This is a genomic window from Thioclava sp. DLFJ4-1 (assembly GCF_002020145.1).
Taxonomy (GTDB): Bacteria; Pseudomonadota; Alphaproteobacteria; order Rhodobacterales; family Rhodobacteraceae; genus Thioclava; species Thioclava sediminum.
The window spans coordinates 42,730-66,806 of record NZ_MPZT01000006.1 but is presented as its reverse complement, the minus strand read 5'-3'; the positions used below and the strand labels follow the sequence as shown (position 1 = coordinate 66,806).

Here is a 24,077-nt window from a genome sequence, read left to right as displayed (position 1 = left end):
GTTTCTGGCTCCTTTCGACTTGGTATAGGGCGCGGAACGGGGCGCGAAAAGCCCGGGCACTGGCCAAGCCCCGCTTTTGTGACTATCTAAAGGCCGAAACCCTTAAGGAGCAGACCGTTGGACGATACTCAGGGCCGCACCACGAAGGACGGAATCCGGATCTACGATCAAAGCGATTTTGCGGGAATGCGCGCCTCCTCGCAGGTGACGGCGCAGATCCTCGACGAAGTCGCCGATCTGGTGGAACCGGGGGTCACGACCGCAGCACTCGACGCCTTCATCGAACGCCGCGTGGGCGAGTTGGGCGCGACCTCGGCGACCATCGGGTATCGCGGCTATCAGCACGCGAGCTGCATCTCGGTGAACCACGTCGTCTGCCACGGCATCCCGGGCGACAAGAAGCTGAAGGACGGCGATATCATCAATATCGACGTGACCGTGATCCTCGACGGCTGGTTCGGGGACAGCTCGCGCATGTATGTGGCAGGCAATCTGAGCCGCAAGGCCGAGCGTCTGATTCAGGTCACCCATGACTCGCTCATGGTCGGCATCGAGCAGGTGAAGCCCGGCAACACCTTTGGCGATATCGGCCACGCGATCCAGAAATTCGTCGAAAGCAACCGCATGTCGGTGGTGCGCGATTTCTGCGGTCACGGCGTGGGCAAGGTCTTCCACGCGCCGCCGAACGTGCTGCATTACGGGCGCGCGGGCACCGGCGCGATGCTGGAAGAGGGTATGATCTTCACGATCGAGCCGATGGTGAATCTGGGCCGCCCCGAGACCAAGGTTCTGGCTGACGATTGGACCGCCGTGACGCGCGACAAATCGCTGTCGGCACAGTTCGAGCATTCGGTGGGCGTGACCGCAGATGGCTGCGAGATCTTCACCACCTCGCCAGCCGGGCGCTTCCACCCGACCTGGCGCTGAGATTTAGCTGTTGGTGGGGGCTCTGCCCCCGCTGGCTGCGCCAGCCCCCCGGGATATTTCCGCCAAGCCGAAGATCAGGGATCGAGGCCGATGAGCCGCGGCACTTGGGCCATGTCGGTGAACAGTTCCGCCCCTTCCGCCGCGAGCCGCGGGTTATCGCCTTTCGGCGAATAGCCGAGGCAGCGCATGCCAGCGTTTTTCGCCGCGCGCGCGCCTGTGGCGCTATCTTCGATCACCACGCAAGCCTTCGGGTCAGCGCCCAGATGGCGCGCGGCATGGATGTAGAGATCGGGCTTCGGCTTGGGCAGTCCCATGTCCTGCCCCGAGAACAGAAGTCCTTCGAGCCGCGTGCGGATATCCGGGTGCTGCCCGAGCGTCGCCTCCATCTTCGCCTGCCGTCCGTTCGAGCCGACCGCAAAGGGAATTCCCTCCGCATCGAGCCGGGCGAGAAGGCGCGGGATGCCGGGCATCAACTCGGTCCCCTCGCGCAGCCGGGCGTAGAGCCCTTCGTAATAGCTGTCGACCCAGCCCTCGGGCAGATCGGCCCCATGCGCGCGGCCCCATTGATAGACATTCTCGATGGTGGAGCCGATGAAGGCGTCTTCCAGTTCGGAGATCGTCTTATGCACGCCGTAGCGGGCGAATTCTTCCTGAATCAGGTCGAAGGTCGCGGGCTCGCTGTCGACGAGCACACCGTCGCAATCGAACAGGACGGCATGGGGGATCTTCGGGTGGTTTGTCATTCAGGCATCCGGGCAAGGGTTACGAGCGTGTCGCCATAGCGGCGTTGGTCGAGCTGTTCGAGGGCGGCGGGCAGGATCGGCGGGGTGTTCTCTTCCCAAACGATCATCGCGCCCGGAGCGATCCATCCATTCTCGAGACAGGAGGCGAGGGCGCGTTCGCCCAGCCCCATCCCATAGGGCGGGTCGAGGAAGATCAGATCGTAGCCGGGGCCGCGATTGGGACCCATATTGGTCGCATCGCGCCGCCAGACATCGGTGACGCCCATCGCGCGCATCGCCTCGATATTGCGGCGCAGAAGTGCGCGGGCGGCGGTGCCGTCATCGACGAAGGCCACGCGGGCCGCGCCGCGCGACAGCGCCTCCAGCCCCAGCGCGCCGGTGCCTGCGAAGAGATCGAGCACCCGCGCCTCGGGCACCGGATTGCCATGCCCGCCATTCATCAGCAGGTTGAAGATCGACTCGCGCACGCGGTCGGTCGTGGGGCGCAGATGCGCATCCATGTCGCCTGCACCCACATCCGCCAGTTTCAGCCCGCGTTTCGCCCCACCGATAATTCTCATTTCATCAGGGCTTTCAGCTCTGCCGTGGTCTCGACTGCTTCGGGCGTAACGGGCCTGCCCGCTTCGATGAGACGCTTGCCGACCATATAGGCGCGCGCATCGTTGATCGCGTCCACCGCGATCAGGCGGCCTGCGCGGAAATACCAGAAGCTGCTGCCGTCATCGCGGCGGCTGACGACCTGATCGTAGCCCGCATTGAGCCCGGCGATCTGCAGCTTCGCGTCGAACTGATCGGACCAGAACCACGGTTTTGGGGCATAGGCGCGGCCTGCTCCCAGCATGTTCTCGGCGACCAGCTCGCCCATGTCGATGGCGTTGCCGACGGATTCGAGGCGGATACGTCCCTCGGTCCCGGGGAAGGAAGCGCAGTCGCCCGCCGCCCAGATATGGGGCGCGGAGGTGCTGCCCTGCGCGTCGGCGGCGATGCCGTTTTCGCAATGGATACCGGCTTCGCGGGCGACCTCTTCGTCGGGGGTGATGCCGATGCCGACGATCACGAAATCGGCCGGCAATTCGCGCCCGTCCTCGAGGATCGCGCCGGTGACGGTCTCCTCGCCGGTCAAACGCGTCAGGCCGACCCCTTCGAGGATTTCGACGCCGCGCTCGCTGTGCAGCTTGCGGATCGCGTCTGCAGTTTCTTCGCAGGCGACGCGGCCGAGGATGCGCGGGGCCGCCTCGACCAGCGTGACCTCAAGGCCGAGCTTTCGGGCGACTGCCGCTGCTTCCAGCCCGATATAGCCGCCGCCGACCACCAAGAGCCGTTTGCCTTCGGTGAAATGAGGCTGCATCCGGTCGACATCCGCGAGGTTGCGCACGGTGAAGACATTGCCCAGATCGCCGCCGATCGCCGCGGGCAGACGGCGCGGCGTGGCCCCGGTGCAGAGCGCGAGTTCGGAATAATCGAGCGTCTCGCCATCCGACAGGGTGACCGTCTGCGCCTCGGCATCGATCGCGGTGACGGAGGTGCCGAGCCGCAGCATGATGTCGTTCTCCTGCCACCAGTCGGGGGCGCGCAGCGTGAGCCGCTCCAGCTCCATATCGCCCAGCAGATAGGCTTTCGACAGGGGTGGTCGCTGGTAGGGCTGAATGGGCTCCGAGCCGATCACGGTGATCGCCCCGTCAAATTTCAGCGCCCGCAGTTTCGCGGCCATGGAGGCTGCGGCCTGTCCCGCGCCGACGATCACTATTCCGCTCATAACTTTCTCCACTGGCCCGGCTCGCGCCTGACCCTATATCGACGGGCGGAACAAGTGCAACGCGAACAAATCGGAGCTTTCTATGACCTTAACGACCGGCGACGTTCTTCCCGGCGCGACTTTCCTCGCCGTGGGCGATGAAGGGCCGCAACCCGTGAGCCTTGGCGACAAGATGAAGGGCCGCAAGATCGTGATCTTCGCCGTGCCGGGCGCCTATACCGGCGTCTGCACCACCGCCCATGTGCCCAGCTTCATCCGCACCAAGGACCAATTCGCCGAAAAGGGCGTGGACGAGATCGTCTGCATCTCCGTCAATGACCCCTTCGTGATGAAGTCCTGGGGCGAAGAGACCGGCGCGACCGAGGCGGGGCTGACCATGCTGGCCGACCCGGAAGCCGCTTTCACGCAGGCGATCGAGATGGATTTCACCGCGCCGCCCGCGGGCCTCATCAACCGCTCGAAGCGCTATGCGATGCTGGTCGAGGATGGCGTGGTCAAGCTGCTGCATGTCGAGGATAGCCCCGGCACCTGCGAAGCCTCGGCAGGCGAAGGGCTCCTCGCGGCAATCTGACGCGCGCCCTTACCGGAACATGAAAACGCCCGGCCAAGGAGCCGGGCGTTTTTCGTTTAGTCGTCGTCTTTTTCGACAGGTTCGGTCAGTCGCATCACCGGGCGTCCGATATCGCGGTCGACCTCGGCCACGCCCTCGGCCAGCGAATCCAGCGCACCGGCCAGCTCGATATCGAGGACGCTGATGCCGCCGCAATCATGGGTCGTCAGCGTGATTTCGAGCTTGTTGTAGACATTGCGCCAGTCGGGATGGTGATCCATCTTCTCGGCGCAGAGCGCGGCTTGGCTCATGAACCCCCAAGCGGCGGAGAAATCCTTGAACAGAAGCCGCTTGATCAAGGCATCCTGCCCATCGGCCGCGCGCCATCCGGTATCTTCAAGCGCATTGAGCAGCGCCTTGCGTTCCTCGGGTTCGAGCTTCGATGTCATCGCTTACTCCCTGATGCGTTAAGCTGGCCCGCAGCCTTGCAGCCCCGGGCCGCCAGTTCAAGCGGCGCCGCTTTCGCGGGTCACGCTGCGGGTCTCGATCTTCGGCACCTGCACCACTTCGAGCGTCCGCGTGGGGAAGGGGATGCCGATGCCGTTCGCGTCGAACTCCACCTTGATCTTGCGGGTATATTCCGCCTGCAGGCCCCAGAAATCTTCCGTCTTGGCCCAGACGCGGAAGGTGAAATCGACCGAGCTGTCGCCCAGTTGCTTCACCCGGATCACGGGCGCGGGCTCTTGAAGGGCACGCGGATCGGAGAGCGAGATATTCTCCAGCACTTCCTGCGTCTTCTTCAGGTCCGCGTCATAGGCGACGCCGATGGTCAGATCCATCATCCGCGTCGGGTTGGCGGAGAAATTGGTGATCGCGCTCGACCAGATGTCGCTGTTGGGCACGATGATCTGGATGCCGTCATAGGTCGTCAGCACCGTGTAGAAGAGCTGGATCTCGGTCACCGTGCCGCTTTCCGAGCCCGCCGCGATGAAATCGCCTTGGCGGAACGGGCGGAACAGGATGATCATCACACCCGCCGCGAGGTTCGACAGCGTTCCTTGCAGCGCAAGACCGATGGCCAGACCGGCGGCACCGACAAGGGCGGCCAGCGAGGTGGTCTGAATACCGAAGCGGTTGAGGATGAAGATCACCCCGATCGCGAGGATCAGGTATTTCACCATATTGCCGAGGAAGCCGAAGAGCGTGTCGTCCAGCCGTTTGTAGCGCTGCGATAGCGCCACGATGCGTCGTTTGGCCCAGGCCGAGATCGCCATCGCGACCAGCAGGATCACCAGCGCAGCCACCACATTCACCGCAACCATGATGGCCGCATCGATCCGATCCTGCGTCAGCCATGCGCTGACATCGGTCAGGTCATTGAAATTCATTCATCGCTCCCGTCATACGTCCTTTAACACTGCTACTTATCACGCCTGCTCATCGCTGCCACCCGAGGGGCTCCGGAACGGCCCCATTTCGGTAAGTATCTCGATATCTTCGTCTACGGCGGCGCGTTCGGCTTCCAAGTACTCCGCGACCGCCCCGCGCAGACCTTCATGGCCGATCCAATGCGCCGAATGGGTCGCGACGGGAAGATAACCGCGCGCCAGCTTATGTTCGCCCTGCGCCCCGGCTTCGACCCGGCTCAGCTTGTGCGCGATGGCGTAATCGACCGCCTGATGGTAGCAAAGCTCGAAGTGCAGGAAGGGGTGATCCTCGATGCAGCCCCAATAGCGTCCGAACAGAGCATCTCGCCCAATCAGGTTCAGCGCACCCGCAATCGGGCTGTCTCCGTTCATCGCAAGCACCAGAAGCACGTCCTCGCGCATCTCGTGCAGAAGATCGAAGAAGGCTCGGCTCAGGTAAGGGCGGCCCCATTTCCGCGCGCCTGTGTCCTGATAGAACTGCCAGAACGCGTCCCAATGCTCGGGTCGAATATCGTCGCCAGTCAGCTGCACGATCTCGCCACCGAAGGCCTGTGCCCGCTGGCGTTCCTTGCGCAGCGTTTTGCGCTTGCGCGAACTCAGATCGCCAAGGAACTGCTCGAAGCTCTCGTAATCGTCGTTGAACCAGTGGAATTGTTGCCCGAGCCGCGGCAGCCAGCCCGCCTCGGCGGCAAGCTCCGCCTCGTCCTCGGTGCAGAAGGTCATATGGACCGACGAGACCCCGGCCCCTTCCGCGATCTGCGCCATCCCGGCCAGCAGCGCGCGGCCCCCGGCCTCTTCCAGTCCCGGCAGAACCAGCAGACGCCGGCCGGCCACGGGCGTGAAGGGCACTGCGCATTGCAGCTTGGGGTAATAGCGCCCGCCCGCGCGCTCGAACGCATCCGCCCAGCCGTGATCGAAGACATATTCGCCCTGACTGTGCGATTTCACGTAAAGCGGTGCGACGCCGATCACCCGGTCGCCCATCCGCGCCACGAGATGCCGCGCATCCCATCCCGTCCCCGGACCGACCGAGCCGGAAGCCTCGAGGGCGGCGAGAAACCGATGCGTGGTGAACGGGTCGAACGCCCGCTCCCCATCCCCGATTTCGGGGCAGGCGCAGGCGTTCCAGTCTTCTTCACTTATTTCGGAAATATCCGAATAAAGCGTGATTTCAACGCTTTGATCCATTTTATCCCGGGTGGTTAGGCCATCCTTTGCCTGAATCTGTACCCTGAGCGCGCGGCGTCAAGCCGGAAGCGCCGAGAGGTAGCCTTCGAAGGTCACGTTATCGGCCACCCGACGCGCCAGCGCCTCCTCGTCGACCGAGCGGATCGTCCAGCACAGAACAGGCACGCCGAGCGATTTCAGCTCGGTCACCCGCAGCGCGTTCAGGTCCTTCGCCTCGTGCGAGATGAAGGCCGCGCCGACGCGCTCGAAATCGGGGATATGGCGCAGTTCGTCGCCGCGGGCCGCGGGCAGCAGCGCCCAGTCATTGGGCTGATAGGCCGAGGTGGTCAGCCCGACAGGCACGCCCGGGGCCAGCTCGCCGAACGCCGCCACCGCGTGGGGGTTGAAGGACATCACCGCAACCGGGCCTTCATAGTCGCGCAGCAACAGCGCCGTAGCTTCTTCCAGCGGGCCGATCTGCTGGCCGAGCGCGCCGTCCTGATCCTTGATCTCGACTAGAAGCGGAACCTGCCCGTCGACGATCGTGAGCACTTCGGCGAGTGTCGGAATGCCCTCCTGCGTGCCGCTTAGATGGATCGCGCCAAGCTCTGCCGACGTGCGCTGGCGTACCGGGCCGCGCTCTGCGGTCAGCCGGTCCAGCGCGTAATCGTGAAACACCATCGGCACGCCATCGGCCGAGAGTTGCACGTCGATCTCGATCCCGTAGCCCGCCGCGATGGCCGCGCGGATTGCGCCGCGGCTGTTTTCGGGACGGCCGAGCGTGTAGTCGTGCAGCGCCCGATGCGCGATCGGAAGCCGGAGAAAATCAGGATGCAATGCCATCACGCGACCTCGAAAATCGCCTCGATTTCGACCGCGACGCCCATCGGAAGCGAAGCCGCCGAGACCGCCGAACGCGCGTGACGCCCCGCGTCGCCGAAGACTTCGACCATCAGGTCCGAACAGCCGTTCACGACCTTGGGCTGATCGGTGAACTCAGGCGTCGAATTCACGAAGCCCACCAGCTTCACCACGCGGAGTTTGTCGAGATCGCCAATCGCCGCTTTCGCCTGCGCGATCAGTGCCAGCCCGCAAAACCGCGCTGCCATCGCGCCCTCTTCGACATCCATCCCGTCGCCGAGCTTGCCGCGGATCAGCCCCTCGGGCCCGTTCGAGATCTGTCCCGAGACGAACAGTTGATTGTCGGTGCGCACGAAGGGCACGTAATTTGCCGCCGGTGCGGGCGCATCGGGAAGGTGAATTCCCAGCTCTTCGAGACGTGCTTCGATCTTGGCCATTGCGCCCTCCATGAAATTTCGCGGCGAGGCTAGGCGCGCGCCTGTTTCCCCGCAAGCGGATTCGCGTCTCTTCTTCTTGATCGAAATATCCCGGGGGCGCGATAGCGCGGGGCCGAGCCCCTCGCCGTTATGCCACCAGCGCCTCGGCCTTCTTCAGGTCGACCGAGACCAGCTGGCTCACGCCCTGCTCCTGCATCGTCACACCGAACAACCGGTCCATCCGCGCCATCGTCACCGCGTGGTGGGTGATGATCAGGAAGCGCGTATCGGTGCGCCGCGTCATCTCGTCGAGCAGGTCGCAGAAGCGCGTCACGTTGGCGTCATCGAGCGGCGCGTCGACCTCGTCGAGCACGCAGATCGGGGCGGGGTTGGCCATGAAGACCGCGAAGATCAGCGCCATCGCGGTCAGCGTCTGCTCGCCACCCGACAGCAGCGACAGCGTCGACAGCTTCTTGCCCGGCGGCTGGCACATGATCTCGAGACCGGCCTCCAGCGGGTCGTCGCTTTCGACCAGCTGCAGGTTCGCCGAGCCGCCGCCGAAGAGGTGGGTGAACAGCGTGCGGAAGTTCTCGTTCACCTGCTCGAATGCGGTCAGCAGACGCTCGCGCCCTTCGCGGTTCAGACCCGAAATCCCGGCGCGCAGCTTGCGGATCGCCTCTTCGAGATCGGATTTCTCCTGCACCAGCGTGTCATGCTCTTCCTGCACTTCGCGGGCGTCTTCCTCGGCGCGCAGGTTCACCGCACCAAGGCTTTCGCGCAGGCGCTTGAGCCGGTTCACTTCCGCGTCGAGCTTCTCCGCGTCGGGCATTTTCTCGGGATCGGCATCGAGGCTTTCCAGAAGATCCTGCGGCGACTTCTCGGTTTCCTCGAGGATACGTTCGGCGGCATAGGCGACGGTTTCACGGGCCGCGTCGACGCGGGCCTCGGCGCGGGCGCGGGCTTCGCGCGCCTCACCGGCCAGACGTTCGGCTTCGCGCTCGGCCAGTTGCGCCTCGCGCAGGGCGCTTTCCGCGCCCGACAGCTTGTCCGACGCCTCGGCCTGACGCGCTTCGGCGGTGGCGATGGCCTCCGACAGCTCGGCGCGTTTCGCGGCCAGTTCCTCGGGCGCGGCGGAGGCGTCCTTCAACTCCGCCTCGCTCTCGATCTTGCGGGTTTCCAGCTCGGCAGAGCGTTTCTCGGCGGTCTCCAAGCGGTGCCGCCAGCCGGAGATTTCCTTGGTGATCTCCTGCCGACGCTTCAGCCGCGCCTCGCCCTCGCGACGGATTTCGTCATGGGCGGAGCGCTTGGTCATCATCGTCATCCGCGCCGCTTCGACGGTCATCTTCACCGCCTCGACGTCGCCGCGCGCGGCGTCCAGATCGGGCAGGGAGGATTGCGCATTCTCCGCTTCGCGTAGCGCCATCCGCGCGCTGCCAGCCTCTTCCTCGTGGCGGGCGACGGCGAGCTGGGCGCTTTCCAGCTTGGAACTGGCGATCGAGCGATCGGCCTCGGCCCGGCTGAGCGCGCGGCCCGCTTCGGCCAGACGGCGATCCGCGTCACGGCGCGCCTCGCGCGCGGCGGCATCGGCGCGGGTGGCCTCGGCCAGCGCGGCGGTCAACGCCTCATGGGCGGATTTCGCGCCCGAAGCGCGCGCCTCGGCCTCTTCCAGATCGCGCTTCAACTCCACCAGACGGTTGAGCTGTTGCAAGCGCAATGCGGCGGCGGTCGGCGCATCCTCGGCGCCGGCGCGATAGCCGTCCCAGCGCCACAGGTCGCCCTCGGTCGAGACGAGCCGCTGGCCGGGGGCCAGTTGATCCTGCAGCCGCACGCCCTCGTCGTAATCCTCAACCAGACCGATCTGCGAAATCCGGCGGACCAGCACATCGGGCACATCGACATGAGCCGAGAGCGGCTCGACACCGACGGGCAGGGGCTGCGGCGCGGGATAGTCGGGCAGGGCTTGCCAGCCGGTCGCGTCATCCTCGCCGACTTCCGGCGCGCGCAGGTCATCGGCGAGCGCGGCACCAAGCGCCGCCTCGTAGCCGCGATCCACCCGGACGCGGTCGAGAATTTGCTGACCGTTGGAGGCTTCGCGCTCGACCAGACGCGCGAGCGCCGACACCTCGGCCCGCAACGCCCCCGCTTCGCCCTCGGCTTCCGAGCGCGCCGCCCGGGCCGCGCTTTCGCGGCCCTGCGCCTCGGCGCGCGCGTCATCGGCTTGGCCAAGCGCTTCCTCGGCGGCTTCGGCGGCGGCCTGCGCCTGTGTCTGAGCGCCTTCGGCCGCCTCGAATTCGGTGTTCGCCTTCGCAAGCGCGGCGGCAGCGGCCTCAGCGGATTGCTTCGCCTGCGCCGCGGCGGCTTCGGATTTCTCCGCCGTCGCGCGGTTGTCGGTGACGAGGCGCTGGGACGACTGGTGGCGGGCGGCGAGCCGCGCGACATCCTCGGTTAGCTCCGACAGTTGCGCCTCGCGCTCCTGCAAAATCTGTGCGGCCTCATGGGCGGCATCGACCGCCGCCGCCAGTTTGTCTTCATGCCCTTCGGAGGCTTTCGCGATCTGCGACTGCTCCCATTCGAGCCGCCCGATCGTCTCGCCCGCATCGCGGTTGAGCCCCGCTTCGCGCTCCATGTCGCGCACGAGCTGCTCGATCCGCGCCTTCAGCGTCTCGATCCGCGCGATCGCCTGATCTTCCTGATCCGAGAGCGCGTCGCGTTGCACGGTGAGGCGCTGCAGGATCGCGCCCGCGATGGCCTCTTCCTCGCGCAGCGGCGGCAATGCGTCTTCTTTGCCCTGCCGGGCCTTCGCCGCCTCGCGGGAGGCTTTCTCGGCCTGCGCGGCCCCGGCGACCTTCTCGCGATGCGCCTCTTCGGCGGTGGTGCGGGCCAGATCGGCTTCGCGCCAGCGGCGATACAGCAGCATCCCCTCGGCGCGGCGCAGCTCTTCGCCGATGGTGCGGTAGCGCGCGGCTTGGCGCGCCTGCCGGGCGAGGGTGGCCAGCTGCGAAGCGAGTTGCTCGATCACGTCATCGACGCGGGTCAGGTTCTGTTCGGCGCCGTTCAGCTTCAGCTCCGCCTCGTGGCGGCGCTGATAGAGACCCGAGATCCCGGCTGCTTCCTCGAGGATGCGGCGGCGGTTCTTCGGTTTGGCGTTGATCAGTTCGGAAATCTGGCCCTGCCGCACGAGCGCGGGCGAATGCGCGCCGGTCGAGGCGTCGGCGAACAGCATCTGCACGTCGCGGGCGCGCACATCCTTGGAGTTCACCTTATAGGCCGAGCCCGCATCGCGGGTGATCCGGCGCACGATCTCCAGCCCGTCGCTGTCGTTGAACCCCGACGGCGCGAGCCGTTCGGTATTGTCGATCTGCAACGCGACTTCCGCGAAGTTGCGCGCCCCGCGCGACGAGGCGCCCGCGAAGATCACGTCTTCCATCCCGCCGCCGCGCATCGCCGAGGGGCGGTTCTCGCCCATCACCCAGCGCAGCGCTTCTAGGAGGTTCGACTTGCCGCAGCCATTGGGCCCGACGACGCCGGTCAGCCCGTCATGGATCACGAGATCCGTGGGGTCCACGAAGCTCTTGAAACCGTTGAGACGAAGCCGAGAGAAGCGCAATTGCCGAACTTTCCGAATCTGACTGAGTTCTGAGAAGTGTCCGTAGAGCAGGCCTGCGAGTCAATGGAAAGACACCGCATCTGGCGATGATGGGGCTGTTATCCACAATATATTGGCGCATTCTTGCGCAGGTATCGGGGGTGCGAGATGCCCGTCGACGCAGTCGGGTATGCATCTCCGCTGTCTTTTCCTTTTGATCGCGGAGGCTTAGCATCAGGTGCGTCCCAAGGAGCCGTCCGATGATCCCAGCCCTGTCCCTGATCCTCGCCTGCCAACTCGCTGGCGAGATCCTGTCCCGCGCCTTGCAGCTGCCGCTTCCCGGACCGGTTCTGGGGATGATCTTCCTGCTGATCGCAATGAGCGTCTCGGGCAAGGTGCAGCAGATCGTGCGCCCCACGGGCCAATTCGTGTTGCAACACCTGTCGCTTCTCTTCGTGCCTGCGGGCGTGGGGATCGTCGCGCATCTGGGCGCATTGCGCGAGCATGGGGTGGGGCTGGCGGTGGCGCTGGTGGTGTCGACCATGCTGGCGATCGTGGTCGGGGCGGCGGCCTTCGTCGCGGTGGCGAAGCTGACCCGGAGCGATGTCGATGACTGATCCGTTCAAGCTCTGGTCCTACCTGTCCTCCGAACCGCTGCTGTGGCTGTGGGCGACGCTGATCGCCTATTGGATCGGGGATACGATTTTCAGGCGCTTGAACCGCAGCCCCTTCGCCAATCCGGTGATGATCGCGGTGGTGATCCTCGGCGCGGTGCTCCTGATGACGGATACGCCCTATCAGCGCTATTTCGACGGGGCGCAATTCGTGCACTTCATGCTGGGCCCGGCGACGGTCTGTCTCGCGGTGCCGCTGCATGCGAACCTGCCCAAGGTGAAACGCGCGCTTCTGCCGATCGCGGCGGGTCTGGCGGCGGGGTCGGTCACGGCCATCGTCTCGGTTCTGGCGATTGCAAAGGCGATGGGCGCGGGGCCTGAACTGCTCGCCTCGCTCGCGCCGAAATCGGTGACGGCCCCGGTGGCTATCGGGATTTCGCAATCGCTTGGTGGCGAGCCGTCGCTGACCGCGGCGCTGGTGATCCTGACCGGCATGATCGGGGCGATCACGGTGACGCCGATGCTCAACCTGCTGGGCTTTCGCGACTGGCGGGCGCGGGGCTTCGCGGTGGGCGTCGCGGCGCATGGGATCGGCACGGCGCGCGCCTTTCAGGTGCATGAGACTGCAGGCGCGTTTGCGTCCATCGGCATGGGGCTGAACGCGGTGCTGACCGCCTTCCTCGCGCCGGTCGTGCTGAGTTACTTCGGTTAATCGCCTTCCGTCCCGTCAGTATTGGCGCGGTGGGCGCGCCTTGTAGACCGGAAGCTTCCAGCCGAAACGCAGCGATCCGGCGCGCAGCGCAAAGGTCACGCCACCGCAGATCAAAAGCGCGATCAGCGTATCCGCCCCGAGCGCCGTCGCGATTACCGCGCTCATGGCCCCCGCAAACGCGCAGGAGAGATACAGCTCGCCCTGTTTGAGAACCAGCGGCACCTCGTTGCAGACCACGTCACGCATCAGGCCGCCGAACGTGCCGGTGGCGATGCCCATGATCAGCACGATCACCGGGCCATGCTCCAGCCGCATCGTGATCGCGACGCCCGCAGGCACGGCGACCGCCAAGGCGCAGGCGTCGAGCCACAGCAGCGCGCGGTAGCGGCTTTCCAGAAGATGCGCGGTGAAGAAGACGACCACCGCCGCCCCTGCCGCGATCAGCACATAGGTCGGATCGCCGACCCAGAAGACCGGGTCGCGCCCCAGAAGCAGATCACGCAGCGTGCCGCCGCCGATAGCGGTCAGCGCGGCAATGAAGATGAAGCCCACGAGATCGAGTTGCTGGCGCGAGGCGACCAGCGCCCCGGTCAGCGCGAAGACCAGCACCGAGGCGTAATCCAGCGCCGCGCCCAAGGGAAACTCCCCCAGCCAGTCGGGCAGGGCGGTCATTTTTGCTTGGCCGGTTTGAAGGGTTCCATCCCGGCGCGGGCCAACTCGTCGGCGCGCTCGTTCTCGGGGTGGCCCGCATGGCCCTTGATCCATTCCCACGTCACACGATGGCGGCGCTGCGCCTCGTCCAGCCGCTGCCAGAGATCGACATTCTTCACCGGCTTCTTCGCCGCGGTCTTCCAGCCGTTGCGTTTCCAGCCGTGGATCCAGCCGGTCACGCCGTTCTTCACGTAAGCGGAGTCGGTGGTGATCGTGATCGCGGTATCGCGGGTCAGGGTCTCCAGCGCGTTGATCGCGGCCAGAAGCTCCATCCGGTTATTGGTGGTCTCGGCCTCGCCGCCCTTCAGCTCGCGCTCCTTGACGACGCTTTCACCGTCCATCGCGCGCATCAAAACGCCCCAGCCGCCGGGGCCGGGATTGCCGCTGCAGGCACCGTCCGTCCATGCGTAAAGCTCAGGCATCGAGACCCACATAGCCGTCGAGGGATGCGATCCGGTCGAGCCAGCGGCGCAACGCCGGGAAGGGCTCGAGATCATAGCCGCCGCGGGTCTCGGCGGTATGGGTGTAGGCGTAAAGGCAGATATCGGCGAGGCTCATCTTGTCGCCCGCGAGCCAATCCGCCTGCTCCAGCCGCTGCTCCATGATGCCCAGCAGGACGTGGCCGCGCACTTCCAGCGCGTCGAGCGTCTCCTGCGTGCGCTCATGGGCGCGATGCGGATAGCACAGGATCGCGGCGCGCACGGCGATGACGCCCTCGTGCTGGTTCTGCTCCCAGAACATCCACGACAGCATCTGCGCGCGGGCGAACCGGTCCTCGGGGATAAAGCGCGAGCCCTCGCCGAGATAGGTCAGGATCGCGTTGGATTCCGCCAGCACCCGCCCGTCATCGAGATGCAGCGCGGGCGCTTTGCCGAAGGGCAGCGCACCGCTCTCATGAGCTTCGGCCAGTGCCTCGGTGTTGTATTCCACATCGACCCGGTCGTAGCTCTGACCGAGAAGCGCCATCAGCAGGCGCACCTTGTAGCTGTTGCCCGAGGAGGGCATCGAATAAAGCTTCATTTCGTTACGTCCTCACAAGCGCGATCAGGCAGGCGACGACGACGACGGTCAGGCCGATGCGTAGTTTGAGCCACCAGCGCGGCGTATGGCCGAATTTCTGGAACAGCCAGTCGAGCGGCAAGAGCGCGAGGAAGCCCAGGATCAGCACGAAATTCACCGGCATCCCGAGCGCCACGAAGGCGATGAAGAAGATGACCGGAGCGACGGCGAGGAAATAGCCGGTCTCCCATTCCGCGCTCGCGGCGAAGCCCCAAAGGCTGCCCGCCATGAAGCAGAAGATCATCAGACCATAGGCGAGCACCGCCACACGCGGGTCCGCGATGAAGGCGAATTGGCCGGTCTGCACGACCAGCACGCCCCAGAGGAACGGGATCAGCCCGGCAAGGCCAAGAAGCAAAGCGCCGCCGGGGATTTTCGGGCCGATTTCGCGCATCACGACGCCTCTCTCAGCACGCGGGGCACCTTGAATTCGATATCCTCGCGGGCGGTTTCGATCTGATCGACGGTCAGGTCATAGCGCTGGCGGAAGGCGTCGATCACCTCGTCGATCAGCACTTCCGGCGCGCTTGCGCCCGCGGTCACGCCGACCGTCTGCACACCTTCCAGCGCGCGCCAGTCGATATCCGCGGCGCGCTGCACCAGCTGCGAATAGGCGCAGCCCGAGGCTTTGCCGACCTCGACCAGACGGCGCGAGTTGGACGAGTTCGGCGCGCCAATCACGAGCAGCGCGTCGATCTGATCGGCCATCGCCTTCACCGATGCCTGACGGTTGGTGGTGGCGTAGCAGATGTCTTCCTTCGCGGGGCCGACGATCTTCGGGAAACGGTCCTGCAGCGCGGCCACTATCGCCGCGGTGTCATCGACCGAGAGCGTGGTCTGGGTGATGAAGGCCAGCCGATCGGGATCGCGCGGCGTGATCTTGGCGACGTCCTCGACCGTCTCGACCAGCAGCACCTCGCCATCGGGCAGCTGCCCCATCGTGCCCAGCACTTCGGGGTGGCCCGCATGGCCGATCATGACCATCTGCAGCCCCTCGTTCGAGTGCCGCTCGGCTTCCTTGTGGACCTTGCTCACCAGCGGGCAGGTCGCGTCGACATAGATCATCTCGCGCCGCGAGGCCTCGGCGGGCACCGATTTCGGCACGCCATGGGCCGAGAAGATCACCGGCCGGTCGTCGGGGCATTCGTCGAGCTCTTCCACGAAGACCGCGCCTTGATCGCGCAGGCTGTCGACGACGTATTTGTTATGGACGATCTCGTGGCGCACATAGACCGGTGCGCCCCATTTCTCGATCGCCATCTCGACGATCTTGATCGCCCGGTCGACGCCCGCGCAAAAGCCGCGCGGGGCCGCCAGATAAAGGGTCAGGGAGGGTTTCATCGCGCGCTCCTTTGTTCGGGTTCAGACCTAAAGCCCCGTCCGCCTCGCGTCCAGAGGCGATCAGCTTGCGAGTTTGATCGCTTCCGCCGTCAGCCAGGCCAGCACCGCGTAGCGCCCAGCCTTGGCCACGAAGACCAGCGGAATGAAGAGCCACAGCGACATGCGCAGGATGCCGGAGATCAGGCAGATAAGATCGCCGCCGGGCGCCCAGCTCAGCAACAGCAGGCCGATCCCCCAGCGCTCGAACCAGCGATGCCCGCGTGCGAGCTGCGCTTCGGAGGCGGGAAACCATTTGCGGTCTTTCCAGTGGGTGACGCCCAGTCCGATCACGTAGGTGACGAGCGAGCCGATCGTGTTTCCCACGGCGGCGATGAGGATCATCAGCCAGATATTCTGGGTGCCAAGCGTCTGCAGCGCGACGAATACGAGCTCCGACTGGAACGGGATCGGCGTCGCCGCCAGAAGCGCCGAGACGAAGAGGCCGAAGAGGGAGACGTTTTCGAGCATAAAGCTTTCCGCGAAAGACAAAGGGCGCGCAGGTGATCTGCACGCCCCTTCAATCACGAATTACGGGTCGCGTCAGGCCCCGGATCAGCTGTCGTCGCCGTTCTCGTCCTCGCGCGGCTCACGCGGCGGGCGACCGATCACTTCGCGCAGCGCGTCGAGTTCGATGAAATTGTCGGCCTGACGGCGCAGCTCGTCGGCGATCATCGGCGGCTGCGAGCGGATCGTCGAGACGACCGAGACGCGGCAACCCTGACGCTGAAGGCTTTCGATCAGCGGACGGAAATCACCATCGCCGGAGAACAGCACGATATGATCGAGGCGCGGTGCGAGTTCCATCGCATCGACGGCCAGCTCGATATCCATATTGCCCTTCACCTTCCGGCGCCCCATGGAATCCGTGTATTCCTTGGCCGGTTTGGTGACCATCGCGAAGCCGTTGTAATTCAGCCAATCCACGAGCGGTCGGATCGGCGAATATTCTTCACTCTCCAGAAGAGCGGTGTAATAGAACGCGCGGACGAGTTTGCCGCGACGTTCGAATTCTTGTCTCAACAGCTTGTAATCAATATCAAAGCCAAGCGCCTTGGCGGCCGCATAGAGATTAGATCCGTCAATGAACAGGGCGAGCCGTTCGTCCTTGTAGAACATACAGTCCTCTTGCACAGGTAGGGTGGACCAGTTCGCGCAGGTGCCGATACGGAAAGTATAGCCGCATCAATTGTGTTGCACAGGCGGGGAGGGCCGACCAGATTTATCTAGGACATATCGCATTTCGCGAGGGAAACGGAATCTGTCTTTATGGACACTAACTATTTGGTCGCTTTCGGGGCGAATCTACCAAGCCAATTCGGGTCTCCTCGCACTACGCTCTGCGCCGCGATCGAGCGGCTCGAGCAATTGGGGTTTTCCTTGGTTGCCGCCAGTCGGTTCTGGTCGACGCCTGCCGTTCCCGAAGGGTCCGGTCCCGATTTCGTGAACGCTTGTTGCAAAATGCGAAGCAGTTTGCAACCGCGCGATGCGCTCGCGCAACTTCATGGAGTCGAAGAAGAATTTGGCCGCGTGCGGGAAGGTCGTTGGAGCGCGCGTGTTGTCGATATCGACCTGATCGCCTCGGAGGATCGGGTTCTGCCGGAACGCGAGAGCTTTCTGCGCTGGAAAAGCCTTCCGCCGGAGGCGCAGCAGCGCGAGGCTCCGACCGACCTGATCCTGCCGCATCCGCGCTTGCAGGACAGGGCCTTCGTGCTGATTCCCCTTGCCGAAATCGCACCGCTCTGGCGCCACCCGATCACGGGCGACAGCGTGATGGAAATGCTCGCCGCCCTTCCCGAGGCGGAAAAAACCCCGATTTCCCCTCTGTAACGTGGTCAAAACCCTGCGGACGGGCCGGATGGGCGCTTGTGTTTCTGCACTGCAAAGCCTAAGTAGGGCCCTCAATCCGAGTTCTTCTGGAGAGATTCATGGCCCGCGTGACGGTTGAAGATTGCGTTGACAAGGTTCCGAACCGCTTCGAGCTGGTAATGCTCGCTTCGCATCGTGCCCGCGAAATCGCTGCTGGCGCTCCCCTCACGGTCGAGCGTGACAACGATAAAAACCCCGTCGTCGCTCTGCGCGAAATCGCCGAGGAGACCCAATCGGCCGAGGATCTGCGTGAGCGTCTCATCGAGAGCAACCAGACCCAGATCGAGGTCGACGAGCCCGAAGAGGACTCGATGGCGATGCTCATGGGTGGCGAGTCCCCCGATCGTGCCGTCGAAGACGACATGAGCGAAGAGCGTATGCTGCGCGCGCTGATGGACGCGCAGGGGCGCGAGTAATCCACTGATTGGCTGGAACGAGCGCGAATGATCGACGTCGAAGACCTGATCGCGCTCGTCCGCAATTATAATCCCAAGACCGATGCGGATCTGATCCGGAAGGCCTATGCCTACGGAAAAGACATGCATGAAGGGCAGTTCCGGCATTCGGGCGAGCCCTATTTTTCGCATCCCGTCGCGGTGGCGGCGATCCTGACCGAGCAGCGTCTGGATGATGCGACAATCGTCACCGCTCTTCTGCACGACACGATCGAAGACACGCGCTCGACCTATGGCGAAGTGTCCGAGATGTTCGGCGAGCAGATCGCCGAGCTGGTCGATGGCGTCACCAAGCTGACTAACCTGCAACTGTCGAACGCGGCCTCGAAGCAGGCGGAGAACTTCCGCAAGCTGTTCATGGCGATGTCGAAAGACCTGCGGGTGATCCTCGTGAAGCTCGCCGACCGTCTGCACAACATGCGCACGATCCGCTCGATGCGGGCCGAGAAGCAGGCGCAGAAAGCGCGCGAGACGATGGAGATCTACGCGCCGCTCGCAGGCCGGATGGGTATGCAATGGATGCGCGAGGAGCTTGAAGACCTCGCCTTCAAGGTGCTCAACCCCGAGGCACGCACCTCGATCATTCGCCGCTTCGTCAGCCTGCAGAAGGAAACCGGCGACGTGATCCCGAAGATCACCGCCGACATCCGCGCGCTGCTCGAAGACGAGGATATCGACGCGGACGTGTTCGGGCGCGCGAAGCGGCCCTATTCGATCTGGCGCAAGATGGAGGAGAAGCAGCTCACCTTCTCGCGCCTGTCGGATATCTACGGTTTCCGCGTCATTACCCGCACCGAGATGGATTGCTACCGGGTGCTGGGCCTGATCCACCACCGCTGGCGCGCGGTGCCGACCCGGTTCAAGGATTACATCAGTCAGCCGAAGACCAACGGCTACCGCTCGATTCACACCACCGTTTCGGGGCGTGACGGCAAGCGCGTCGAGGTGCAGATCCGCACCCGGCAGATGCACGAAGTGGCCGAGGCGGGCGTCGCGGCGCACTGGTCCTATCGCGATGGCGAGCGGGCGCAGAACCCCTTCGCGGTCGATCCAGCGAAATGGCTCGCCTCGCTCAGCGAGCGGTTCTCGGACCCCGATGGCGACGGCGATCACGACGAGTTTCTCGAGAACGTCAAACTCGAGATGTATTCCGATCAGGTCTTCTGCTTCACCCCGAAAGGCGATGTGGTGAAGCTGCCGAAAGGCGCGACCCCGATCGATTTCGCCTATGCGATCCACACGCGGATCGGAAATAGCTGCGTCGGCGCCAAGGTCGACGGCATCCGCGTGCCGCTCTGGACCCGGCTGAAGAATGGCCAGTCGGTCGAGGTGATCACCGCCTCGGGCCAGCGTCCGCAGCTGACCTGGCTCGATATAGTGGCGACCGGGCGCGCCAAGGCCGCGATCCGCAAATCGCTGCGCGAGGAAGATCGCGACCGCTTCATCAAGCTGGGGCAGGAACTGGCGCGTGTGGCCTTCGAACATGTCGGCCGCCGCGTGACCGACAAGGCGCTGCGCACGGCCGGCAAGGCGCTGGGGATCGGCGATCAGGACGAGGTCTTGGCCCGGCTCGGCTCTGCGGAACTGGCGGCCTCGGATGTGCTCGACGCGCTGTATCCCGAGCTCGCCCAACGCCGCGAAGGCACCGAGATCGAGCCGACCCGCGCCGTTCTGGGACTCGGCGCCGATCAGAGCTTCCGCCGCGCCGATTGTTGCCAGCCGCTGCCGGGCGAGCGCATCGTCGGCATCACCTATCGCGGCAAGGGCGTCGTGATCCACGCGATCGATTGCCCCGCGCTCGAAGAGTTCGAGGATCAGCCCGAACGCTGGGTCGATCTGCATTGGAAGACCGGGCAACACCCGCCCGCCTACACCGCGACCCTGAAGGTCACGATCTCGAACGATGCGGGCGTGCTGGGACATATCTGCACATTGATCGGCCAGCAGAAGGCAAATATTTCGGACCTCGACTTTGTGGAGCGCAAGCCGGACTTCTATTCGGTTCTCGTCGAGGTCGAACTGTGCGATGCAGAACATATGCATCGCCTGCTTACCGCCTTGGAGGCGGAGAGCGACGTGGCACAGGTGGAGCGGATCAGAAACCTGTCGCGCAAACCCTGACGCACACGGCGCAGGGGGGAGAAAGGACGGCGGCGTGGTCTTCAGACGACGCGAAAAACGGGGGGTTTGGGCCAACCTGCGCGAGGCGATCTGGCCGCGTTCGGGCTGGTCCCGCGCTTTCCAATACGTCAAGCACAGGGTCAACCGGCTTCCCGACCGACCGCACCGGATCGCGCGTGGCGTCTGGGCGGGAGTCTTGGTTTCGTTCACGCCGCTGTTCGGATTTCACTTCGTTAGCGCTGCGGCCGTGGCCTGGATCATGCGCGGCAATATCCTCGCGGCGATCCTAGCGACGTTTTTCGGCAATCCGGTCACCTTCCCGATCATCGCGGTCTTCTCGACGAAGCTGGGGCACAAGATCCTTGGGGATCGCCTCGACCATGGAGGAGAGCCCGAAAGCCTGCTGCAGACCTTTCAGGCTGCGAGCCACGATCTGCTGCATAACTTCTGGGCGATGTTCACTCCCGAGCACGCGGAATGGAGCGGGCTGGAGCGGTTCTTCACCGATGTCTGGCTGCCCTATCTGATCGGCGGGATCGGTCCCGGCGTGATCGCGGCGACGATCTGCTACTACGTGTCGCTGCCCATAATCACAGCCTATCAGAACCGGCGCCGCAGCAAGCTGAAGGCGCGGCTGGAGAAGATGCGGGCGAAGATCAAGCGCGAGGAACGCGCGGTGGCGGGGAAGTCCGAGAACCCCGAAGACTGAGTAGGGCTCAGGCCTGCGCTTCGCCTGCGCCCGCTTCGCTCAGCGCATAGCCGCGGCGCTGCGCTCGGCGACGAAACCGCTCCGCCGCATGGACCGCGTCGCGCAGGTTGGAAAACCACCGCAGACAGGACGCGCCGGTCTGGCCCTGCAGGCCCCATTCGCGCAGCACGGTATATTCCCCGAACAGGTTGTCGGAGACTTCCACGCGATAGAACCGTCGCGACGTCGGCGTGTGAAGAAGGAGATTGAGCATGGCAGTGCCCCTGTATCCCGATTTCGTGAAGTGAATCAGAGCGGGGCGGTTTTGGCCAGCGAAAAGAGGTTAACGCCTTGCTGTCCGCGCTAGAGGCGGTGTCGTCAGCTCCAGCGGACCTCGCCCAGGAAGATATAGCCTGCGCCGTAGATTGTCTTGATAAGGCGCGGGTTTTTCGGATCTTCGCCCAGCTTCGTACGCAGCCGCGAGATCCGCACATCCATCGCCCGGTCGAAGCTCTCGCCTGCCGCGCCGCCCAAGGATTCCTGCATCTGCGCGCGGGTGATCAGCCGGTTCGGGCTCTCGAGAAACAGCCGCAGCACTTCGCCTTCGGCATGAGAGAACGACGTCTCGGCCCCGTCCTCCGCCACCAGCAGGTAGCGGTCGAAATGGGCGGTCCAGCCTGCGAAATGGGCGGTCTGCGCCTGCGCCGGCCCCTCGCTACGCCCCTTGCGCAGGCGCGCACGGATGCGGGCCACGACCTCGGCCGGATCGAAGGGCTTGATGATGTAATCATCCGCGCCAAGCTCCAGCCCCGTCACCCGGTCCTGCACCTGCGCGCGGCCCGAGATGATGATGATCGCAGCGCCCGATTCCAGCGCCAGCCGATGCACCAGCGCGAGCCCGTCGCGATCGGGCAGGCCCAGATCGACGAGGCAGACATCGGGGGAGGAGCGCTTCAGCCCGGCTTCGAACTCGGTCGCGCGGCCGTAGCAGGTCGTACGGAACCCGGCCTCTTCGAGCGCGTCGGAGAGCATCCGGCGGATTTCGGGCTCGTCGTCGAGGATCGCGACAAGGGGATGGTCGGCACTCATCGAGGCACTCCCGCAAGCAGCGCCGCAAGCTGCGCGGCGGTAAAGGGTTTCTGAAGGACCGGGCAGGGGGCCTGCGCGCGTAGCGCATCGCCCGGCGGCAGCGAGGTCATCAGGATCATGGGAACCTGATTGCGGATTTTGCGGGCAAGATCCACCCCGCTGCGCGGCCCCGGAAGCTGGATATCCGACAGGACCAGAGCGATATCGGGCAGGTTCAGCAGGGCTTCGGCCTCGGCGATCGTGCCCGCCTCGACCACCGTGTGATCCATCGCGCGCAGCATGTCACGCGTCGCGGCGCGGATGTCCTCGTCATCCTCGACCAAGAGCACCATCATCGGCTCGGCTTGGCGGGCGGCGGGTTTCAGCGGCAGGCGCATCGTGACGCGCGCGCCGTCCTCGGTATTGGCCAGCCGCAGCGTGCCGCCCGCGAGCTTGGTCTGGTCATAGACCATCGACAGGCCCAGTCCGGAGCCTTCATTGCCCTTGGTCGTGAAGAACGGGTCGAGCGCATGTTCGAGCGCCTCCTCCGAGAACCCGCCGCCCTGATCGGTCACGGCGATCTCGACCCATGTATCGCGCACCGCGCGGGCCCCGATCCGGATCGTGCCGCCTTCGGCGCGCATCGCGTGATTGGCGTTCAGGATCAGGTTCAGCAGGCTGTCCTGCAACGGGCCGGGATCGAGCAGGATCGGGTCTTTCAGATCGCTATTGTCGAAATCGAGCGTCACCGGATCATGGAGCGTAGGCCCCGCCATCGCGGCGAGATCGTCGAAGAGATCGTCGAGCACCACCGCCTGCGGGCGCAGCTCGCGCGGGCCCGAGATCGCGGCGATCCGGTCGAGAAGGGTGCCGCCGCGCCGCGCCGCGCCAAGGGTCGCCCGGATCGCGTCCTGCGCGTCGGCGGGCAGCCCTTCCATCCGTTCAAGCCGCCCCTGCAGCCCGAGGATGATCGTCAGCAGATTGGCGAAGTCATGCGCGAGCCCTGAGGAGAGCTGCGCGGCCAATTCGCGCTTCGCGGATTGCGCGAGCGCTGCGCGGGCCTGCGCCTCATGCGTGACGTCGGTGGAGAGGATGTAGACGCCGCTCACCTCGGCCTTGCTGGCAAGATCGGGCGTCAGCGCGACGCGGATGCGCCGGCCCGACGGGTCATGGGTGATTTCGACGACGCTCGCCTCACCCGCCAGCGCGCGCCGGAACCCGGGTGTGATCTTGCGATAGGTCTCGGGGCCGAGCGCCTCGCTCGCATGGTGGCCGACCGCATTGGCGAGCGATCCGGGCATCACGGTCGACAGGCGCCGGTTGGAAAAGGTGTAGATCAGGTTGCGATCGACGCGCGCGATATGGGCGGGCATCATCTCGGTCACCTGCCGCGTGCGGGCCTCGGTGATAGCCAGTTGGCGCGAGGTTTCTTCCAGCGCCATGTTGGTCGCGGCCAGTTCCCGGTTCGCCGCCGCCAGCGCCTCGGCATGGTCGAGGAGCTGGTCCGACAATTCCTCGGACCGCGCGCGCAACAGCGCCTCTTGCCGCTTCACCGGCGTGATGTCGGTATAGACCGTGACCCAGCCGCCTTCGGGCAGCGGCGCGCCTTCGACCGAGATCGTGCGCCCGTTCGCCCGCTGGCGCTCCATGTAATGGGCCTCGAAGGCGCGCGCGGTCTCGACCCGCTCGCGGACGGCGGCCTCGATATCGTCGACCTCGCCATATTCGCCCCGCGTCACGAGGAAGCGAATCGTGTCCTCGAAGGTGGTGCCGGGCTGGGTCAGCGTGTCGGGCAGGTCGAACATCAGCTGATATTGCCGGTTCGACACGGCCAGCCGCAGATCGCTGTCGAAGATCGACAGCGCCTGTCCGATCAGGTTCAGCCCCGCCTGTGTCAGCCGCTCGCGGCTTGTTTCGCTCACCTCGCCCCTCCCGCTCCTTGGCTTTTGCTACCACCGGCAGGCGGCGCG

At 65.0% G+C, this 24,077-nt stretch carries 27 protein-coding genes; 8 read left to right on the top strand and 19 right to left on the bottom strand.

Annotated elements, in window-relative coordinates; genetic code table 11:
- The first annotated feature begins 117 nt into the window (after window positions 1-117).
- Entirely contained in the window at window positions 118-927 is an 810-nt protein-coding gene (gene map / locus BMI85_RS17980) for a type I methionyl aminopeptidase (RefSeq protein ID WP_078541690.1), read from the top strand.
- 74 nt (window positions 928-1,001) lie between these two features.
- Here the strand turns inward: map and BMI85_RS17975 are convergent, their stop codons facing one another.
- From BMI85_RS17975 to BMI85_RS17965, 3 genes are read right to left on the bottom strand one after another with little or no spacing between them, the layout of a single operon-like run.
- Complete coding sequence (locus BMI85_RS17975) at window positions 1,002-1,670, bottom strand: HAD family phosphatase (protein ID WP_078602259.1); 669 nt, start codon at window positions 1,668-1,670, stop codon at window positions 1,002-1,004.
- Window positions 1,667-2,230 carry a 16S rRNA (guanine(966)-N(2))-methyltransferase RsmD gene (gene rsmD / locus BMI85_RS17970; RefSeq protein ID WP_078550842.1) on the bottom strand — a complete coding sequence of 188 codons (564 nt, stop codon included), beginning with the start codon at window positions 2,228-2,230 and terminating at the stop codon, window positions 1,667-1,669. Before rsmD ends, BMI85_RS17975 begins: the two co-directional genes overlap by 4 nt.
- Complete coding sequence (locus BMI85_RS17965) at window positions 2,227-3,426, bottom strand: FAD-dependent oxidoreductase (protein WP_078602258.1); 1,200 nt, start codon at window positions 3,424-3,426, stop codon at window positions 2,227-2,229. The genes rsmD and BMI85_RS17965 overlap by 4 nt, the downstream gene beginning before the upstream one ends.
- 82 nt (window positions 3,427-3,508) lie before the next feature.
- On the opposite strand from BMI85_RS17965, the gene BMI85_RS17960 reads away from it, so the two are divergent.
- Entirely contained in the window at window positions 3,509-3,997 is a 489-nt protein-coding gene (locus BMI85_RS17960) for a peroxiredoxin (RefSeq protein ID WP_078602257.1), read from the top strand.
- 56 nt (window positions 3,998-4,053) lie between these two features.
- On the opposite strand, the gene BMI85_RS17955 is transcribed toward BMI85_RS17960, so the two are convergent.
- The 6 genes from BMI85_RS17955 to smc all read right to left on the bottom strand — a co-directional run bounded on the left by BMI85_RS17955 (window position 4,054) and on the right by smc (window position 11,454).
- A complete protein-coding gene (locus BMI85_RS17955) occupies window positions 4,054-4,425 on the bottom strand; it encodes a 4a-hydroxytetrahydrobiopterin dehydratase (protein ID WP_078602256.1) in 372 nt (123 codons plus the stop codon).
- A gap of 57 nt (window positions 4,426-4,482) precedes the next feature.
- Window positions 4,483-5,364: a mechanosensitive ion channel domain-containing protein gene (locus BMI85_RS17950; protein ID WP_078602255.1), complete on the bottom strand. Its 882-nt coding sequence runs from the start codon at window positions 5,362-5,364 to the stop codon at window positions 4,483-4,485.
- Between the two features lie 39 nt (window positions 5,365-5,403).
- Entirely contained in the window at window positions 5,404-6,591 is a 1,188-nt protein-coding gene (locus BMI85_RS17945; RefSeq protein WP_078602254.1) for a GNAT family N-acetyltransferase, read from the bottom strand.
- A 57-nt stretch (window positions 6,592-6,648) separates the two neighbouring features.
- On the bottom strand, window positions 6,649-7,416 hold the full coding sequence (locus BMI85_RS17940; RefSeq protein ID WP_078602253.1) for a glycerophosphodiester phosphodiesterase family protein: 768 nt from the start codon (window positions 7,414-7,416) through the stop codon (window positions 6,649-6,651).
- Entirely contained in the window at window positions 7,413-7,868 is a 456-nt protein-coding gene (locus BMI85_RS17935; RefSeq protein WP_078602252.1) for a RidA family protein, read from the bottom strand. Before BMI85_RS17935 ends, BMI85_RS17940 begins: the two co-directional genes overlap by 4 nt.
- A gap of 127 nt (window positions 7,869-7,995) precedes the next feature.
- Window positions 7,996-11,454: a chromosome segregation protein SMC gene (gene smc, locus BMI85_RS17930; RefSeq protein ID WP_078602251.1), complete on the bottom strand. Its 3,459-nt coding sequence runs from the start codon at window positions 11,452-11,454 to the stop codon at window positions 7,996-7,998.
- Between the two features lie 239 nt (window positions 11,455-11,693).
- Between smc and BMI85_RS17925 the strand changes: the two genes are divergently transcribed.
- Entirely contained in the window at window positions 11,694-12,050 is a 357-nt protein-coding gene (locus BMI85_RS17925) for a CidA/LrgA family protein (protein ID WP_078602250.1), read from the top strand.
- A complete protein-coding gene (locus tag BMI85_RS17920) occupies window positions 12,043-12,759 on the top strand; it encodes an LrgB family protein (RefSeq protein ID WP_078602249.1) in 717 nt (238 codons plus the stop codon). The genes BMI85_RS17925 and BMI85_RS17920 overlap by 8 nt, the downstream gene beginning before the upstream one ends.
- Before the next feature lie 15 nt (window positions 12,760-12,774).
- Here the strand turns inward: BMI85_RS17920 and BMI85_RS17915 are convergent, their stop codons facing one another.
- The 7 genes from BMI85_RS17915 to BMI85_RS17885 form a co-directional block, all read right to left on the bottom strand.
- Window positions 12,775-13,431, bottom strand: coding sequence for a trimeric intracellular cation channel family protein (locus tag BMI85_RS17915; RefSeq protein ID WP_078522350.1), 657 nt, complete (start codon window positions 13,429-13,431; stop codon window positions 12,775-12,777).
- Window positions 13,428-13,892 carry a ribonuclease HI gene (gene rnhA, locus BMI85_RS17910; RefSeq protein WP_078551118.1) on the bottom strand — a complete coding sequence of 155 codons (465 nt, stop codon included), beginning with the start codon at window positions 13,890-13,892 and terminating at the stop codon, window positions 13,428-13,430. The genes BMI85_RS17915 and rnhA overlap by 4 nt, the downstream gene beginning before the upstream one ends.
- Complete coding sequence (locus tag BMI85_RS17905; RefSeq protein ID WP_078602248.1) at window positions 13,885-14,490, bottom strand: glutathione S-transferase family protein; 606 nt, start codon at window positions 14,488-14,490, stop codon at window positions 13,885-13,887. Before BMI85_RS17905 ends, rnhA begins: the two co-directional genes overlap by 8 nt.
- A 4-nt stretch (window positions 14,491-14,494) precedes the next feature.
- The gene (locus tag BMI85_RS17900) at window positions 14,495-14,923 is read right to left on the bottom strand and encodes a DUF3429 domain-containing protein (protein ID WP_078570792.1); all 429 of its coding nucleotides are present in this window, start codon (window positions 14,921-14,923) and stop codon (window positions 14,495-14,497) included.
- Window positions 14,923-15,870: a 4-hydroxy-3-methylbut-2-enyl diphosphate reductase gene (gene ispH / locus BMI85_RS17895; RefSeq protein ID WP_078541705.1), complete on the bottom strand. Its 948-nt coding sequence runs from the start codon at window positions 15,868-15,870 to the stop codon at window positions 14,923-14,925. The genes BMI85_RS17900 and ispH overlap by 1 nt, the downstream gene beginning before the upstream one ends.
- A 60-nt stretch (window positions 15,871-15,930) precedes the next feature.
- Window positions 15,931-16,377 carry a YqaA family protein gene (locus BMI85_RS17890; RefSeq protein WP_078550823.1) on the bottom strand — a complete coding sequence of 149 codons (447 nt, stop codon included), beginning with the start codon at window positions 16,375-16,377 and terminating at the stop codon, window positions 15,931-15,933.
- 84 nt (window positions 16,378-16,461) lie between these two features.
- The gene (locus BMI85_RS17885; protein ID WP_078522355.1) at window positions 16,462-17,025 is read right to left on the bottom strand and encodes an NYN domain-containing protein; all 564 of its coding nucleotides are present in this window, start codon (window positions 17,023-17,025) and stop codon (window positions 16,462-16,464) included.
- 165 nt (window positions 17,026-17,190) lie between these two features.
- Here BMI85_RS17885 and folK point away from each other — a divergent pair, with 165 nt between their 5' ends.
- The 4 genes from folK to BMI85_RS17865 all read left to right on the top strand — a co-directional run bounded on the left by folK (window position 17,191) and on the right by BMI85_RS17865 (window position 21,060).
- Complete coding sequence (gene folK / locus BMI85_RS17880; protein ID WP_246832592.1) at window positions 17,191-17,736, top strand: 2-amino-4-hydroxy-6-hydroxymethyldihydropteridine diphosphokinase; 546 nt, start codon at window positions 17,191-17,193, stop codon at window positions 17,734-17,736.
- Window positions 17,737-17,834: 98 nt separating this feature from the next.
- Complete coding sequence (gene rpoZ, locus BMI85_RS17875; protein WP_078522357.1) at window positions 17,835-18,191, top strand: DNA-directed RNA polymerase subunit omega; 357 nt, start codon at window positions 17,835-17,837, stop codon at window positions 18,189-18,191.
- A gap of 27 nt (window positions 18,192-18,218) precedes the next feature.
- Window positions 18,219-20,351 (top strand): bifunctional (p)ppGpp synthetase/guanosine-3',5'-bis(diphosphate) 3'-pyrophosphohydrolase, encoded by a 2,133-nt coding sequence (locus BMI85_RS17870; RefSeq protein WP_078570796.1) that lies wholly within the window; start codon window positions 18,219-18,221, stop codon window positions 20,349-20,351.
- Between the two features lie 34 nt (window positions 20,352-20,385).
- The gene (locus tag BMI85_RS17865) at window positions 20,386-21,060 is read left to right on the top strand and encodes a DUF2062 domain-containing protein (protein ID WP_078602246.1); all 675 of its coding nucleotides are present in this window, start codon (window positions 20,386-20,388) and stop codon (window positions 21,058-21,060) included.
- Window positions 21,061-21,067: 7 nt separating this feature from the next.
- Here the strand turns inward: BMI85_RS17865 and BMI85_RS17860 are convergent, their stop codons facing one another.
- The 3 genes from BMI85_RS17860 to BMI85_RS17850 all read right to left on the bottom strand — a co-directional run bounded on the left by BMI85_RS17860 (window position 21,068) and on the right by BMI85_RS17850 (window position 24,029).
- Window positions 21,068-21,313, bottom strand: a complete 246-nt coding sequence (locus BMI85_RS17860; protein WP_078541711.1) for a WGR domain-containing protein — start codon at window positions 21,311-21,313, stop codon at window positions 21,068-21,070.
- A gap of 104 nt (window positions 21,314-21,417) precedes the next feature.
- Complete coding sequence (locus BMI85_RS17855) at window positions 21,418-22,128, bottom strand: response regulator transcription factor (protein WP_078541712.1); 711 nt, start codon at window positions 22,126-22,128, stop codon at window positions 21,418-21,420.
- Window positions 22,125-24,029, bottom strand: coding sequence for a PAS-domain containing protein (locus BMI85_RS17850; protein WP_078602245.1), 1,905 nt, complete (start codon window positions 24,027-24,029; stop codon window positions 22,125-22,127). Before BMI85_RS17850 ends, BMI85_RS17855 begins: the two co-directional genes overlap by 4 nt.
- Window positions 24,030-24,077 lie beyond the last annotated feature (48 nt).

Coding starts and splice junctions, on each gene's coding strand:
- BMI85_RS17975 (WP_078602259.1), bottom strand. CDS start 1,670: ATGACAAACCACCCGAAGATCCCCCATGCCGTCCTGTTCGATTGCGAC.
- rsmD (WP_078550842.1), bottom strand. CDS start 2,230: ATGAGAATTATCGGTGGGGCGAAACGCGGGCTGAAACTGGCGGATGTG.
- BMI85_RS17965 (WP_078602258.1), bottom strand. CDS start 3,426: ATGAGCGGAATAGTGATCGTCGGCGCGGGACAGGCCGCAGCCTCCATG.
- BMI85_RS17960 (WP_078602257.1), top strand. CDS start 3,509: ATGACCTTAACGACCGGCGACGTTCTTCCCGGCGCGACTTTCCTCGCC.
- BMI85_RS17955 (WP_078602256.1), bottom strand. CDS start 4,425: ATGACATCGAAGCTCGAACCCGAGGAACGCAAGGCGCTGCTCAATGCG.
- BMI85_RS17950 (WP_078602255.1), bottom strand. CDS start 5,364: ATGAATTTCAATGACCTGACCGATGTCAGCGCATGGCTGACGCAGGAT.
- BMI85_RS17945 (WP_078602254.1), bottom strand. CDS start 6,591: ATGGATCAAAGCGTTGAAATCACGCTTTATTCGGATATTTCCGAAATA.
- BMI85_RS17935 (WP_078602252.1), bottom strand. CDS start 7,868: ATGGCCAAGATCGAAGCACGTCTCGAAGAGCTGGGAATTCACCTTCCC.
- BMI85_RS17925 (WP_078602250.1), top strand. CDS start 11,694: ATGATCCCAGCCCTGTCCCTGATCCTCGCCTGCCAACTCGCTGGCGAG.
- BMI85_RS17920 (WP_078602249.1), top strand. CDS start 12,043: ATGACTGATCCGTTCAAGCTCTGGTCCTACCTGTCCTCCGAACCGCTG.
- BMI85_RS17915 (WP_078522350.1), bottom strand. CDS start 13,431: ATGACCGCCCTGCCCGACTGGCTGGGGGAGTTTCCCTTGGGCGCGGCG.
- rnhA (WP_078551118.1), bottom strand. CDS start 13,892: ATGCCTGAGCTTTACGCATGGACGGACGGTGCCTGCAGCGGCAATCCC.
- BMI85_RS17905 (WP_078602248.1), bottom strand. CDS start 14,490: ATGAAGCTTTATTCGATGCCCTCCTCGGGCAACAGCTACAAGGTGCGC.
- BMI85_RS17900 (WP_078570792.1), bottom strand. CDS start 14,923: ATGCGCGAAATCGGCCCGAAAATCCCCGGCGGCGCTTTGCTTCTTGGC.
- ispH (WP_078541705.1), bottom strand. CDS start 15,870: ATGAAACCCTCCCTGACCCTTTATCTGGCGGCCCCGCGCGGCTTTTGC.
- BMI85_RS17890 (WP_078550823.1), bottom strand. CDS start 16,377: ATGCTCGAAAACGTCTCCCTCTTCGGCCTCTTCGTCTCGGCGCTTCTG.
- BMI85_RS17885 (WP_078522355.1), bottom strand. CDS start 17,025: ATGTTCTACAAGGACGAACGGCTCGCCCTGTTCATTGACGGATCTAAT.
- rpoZ (WP_078522357.1), top strand. CDS start 17,835: ATGGCCCGCGTGACGGTTGAAGATTGCGTTGACAAGGTTCCGAACCGC.
- BMI85_RS17870 (WP_078570796.1), top strand. CDS start 18,219: ATGATCGACGTCGAAGACCTGATCGCGCTCGTCCGCAATTATAATCCC.
- BMI85_RS17860 (WP_078541711.1), bottom strand. CDS start 21,313: ATGCTCAATCTCCTTCTTCACACGCCGACGTCGCGACGGTTCTATCGC.
- BMI85_RS17855 (WP_078541712.1), bottom strand. CDS start 22,128: ATGAGTGCCGACCATCCCCTTGTCGCGATCCTCGACGACGAGCCCGAA.